This is a genomic window from Burkholderia sp. LMG 13014, from assembly GCF_905232215.1.
In the GTDB taxonomy this organism is placed as follows: domain Bacteria; phylum Pseudomonadota; class Gammaproteobacteria; order Burkholderiales; family Burkholderiaceae; genus Burkholderia.
The window spans coordinates 1-2,032 of sequence record NZ_CAJNKE010000831.1; the positions used below are offsets into that span (position 1 = coordinate 1).

Here is a 2,032-nt window from a genome sequence, read left to right on the forward strand (position 1 = left end):
CGGTGCTCGCGTGCGGGCTCACCACGTACAAGAAGGGCTGGATCGCGATCCGCAACGGCAACCTGAACATCAACGCGTTGATGAGCATCGCGGTGACGGGCGCGATGGCGATCGGCCAGTGGCCGGAAGCCGCGATGGTGATGGTGCTGTTCACGATTGCCGAGTTGATCGAGGCGAAGTCGCTCGACCGGGCGCGCAATGCGATCCAGGGCCTGATGCAACTCGCGCCGGATACGGCGACCGTGCAGGACGCCGACGGGTCGTGGCGCACGATCGAGGCCGCGCAGGTGGCGCTCGGCGCGGTCGTACGCGTGAAGCCGGGCGAGCGGATCGGGCTGGACGGCGAAGTCGTCGCGGGCCGCTCGACGGTGAACCAGGCGCCGATCACCGGCGAGAGCCTGCCCGTCGAAAAGACGACCGGCGACGCCGTGTACGCGGGCACGATCAACGAATCGGGTTCGTTCGAATACCGCGTGACGGCCGTCGCGGCCAACTCGACGCTGGCGCGGATCATCCACGCGGTTGAGGAAGCCCAGGGCGCGAAGGCGCCGACGCAGCGCTTCGTCGACCAGTTCGCACGCGTCTACACGCCGATCGTGTTCGCGGTCGCGCTGCTGGTCGCGGTGGTGCCGCCGCTCGTGATGGGCGGTGCGTGGCACGACTGGATCTACCGCGCGCTGGTGCTGCTCGTGATCGCGTGCCCGTGCGCACTGGTGATCTCGACGCCGGTGACGATCGTGTCGGGGCTCGCGGCCGCGGCACGGCGCGGGATTCTCGTGAAGGGCGGCGTCTATCTGGAAGAAGGGCGCAAGCTCGTGTGGCTCGCGCTCGACAAGACCGGCACGATCACGCATGGCAAGCCGGTGCAGACCGACTTCGACCTGCATGCGGCCGACGCCGACGAGGCACGTGTGCGGCACCTCGGCGCGAGCCTCGCGGCGCGTTCCGATCACCCGGTGTCGCAGGCGATCGCAACTGCAGCGCGCGATGCCGGCACGACGGCATTCGCCGATGTGAAGGACTTCGAAGCGATCGTCGGGCGCGGCGTGCAGGGCACGATCGACGGCACGCGCTACTGGCTCGGCAATCACCGCCTCGTCGAGGAACTCGAGCGCTGCTCGACGGCCCTCGAAGCGAAGCTCGATGCGCTCGAACGGCAGGGCAAGAGCGTTGTGGTGCTGGTCGACGAAGCGCGCGTGCTCGGCATCTTCGCGGTGGCTGACACGATCAAGGACACGAGCCGCGAGGCGATTGCCGATCTGCACGCGCTCGGCATCCGCACCGCGATGCTGACGGGCGACAACCCGCATACCGCGCAGGCGATCGCGCAGCAGGCCGGCATCGACGACGCGCGCGGCAACCAGTTGCCGGAAGACAAGCTCGCGGCGGTCGAGGAACTGGCGGCCGGCGGCGCGGGTGCGGTCGGGATGGTCGGCGACGGGATCAACGATGCGCCGGCGCTCGCGCGCGCCGACATCGGCTTCGCGATGGGCGCGATGGGCACCGACACGGCGATCGAGACGGCCGACGTCGCGCTGATGGACGACGACCTGCGCAAGATTCCCGCGTTCGTGCGGCTGTCCCGCGCGACGCATCGCGTCCTGGTGCAGAACATCGGCTTCGCGCTCGGCGTGAAGATCGTGTTCCTCGGCCTCACGGTCGCGGGGCTCGGCACGATGTGGATGGCGGTCTTCGCGGACGCGGGCGCAAGCCTGATCGTCGTGGCCAACGGTTTGCGGCTGTTGTCGTCCTCGGGGGCGTTCGGCAGCGCGCAGGCCAAGCGTTGAGGAGCAGGCGATGAGCTTTCTTAAACGAATCCTGGGCGGCCACGGCGGTGGCCATGGCGGCGGGCACGGCAACAGCGGCCATGGAGGCCACGGAGGCGGGCATCACGGCGGGCAGCGTCAGGACGGGCACGGCGGCCACGATGCGCGCGGCCGCGATCGCCACGGCTGGGGATGGCAGGCGCCGCCCGACAGTCGAAGCGCTCACTCTTATACACATCTGACGCTGACGACGAATAGAGAGGTGT

Annotated in this window: 1 protein-coding gene; it reads left to right on the forward strand. The window is 69.2% G+C overall.

Annotation, left to right across the window (positions count from 1 at the left end; genetic code table 11):
- Nucleotides 1–1,787 (forward strand): heavy metal translocating P-type ATPase (locus tag JYJ84_RS35105; RefSeq protein WP_205187116.1); only part of this gene is annotated, 1,787 nt, incomplete at its 5' end.
- Between the last annotated feature and the right edge of the window lie 245 nt (nt 1,788–2,032).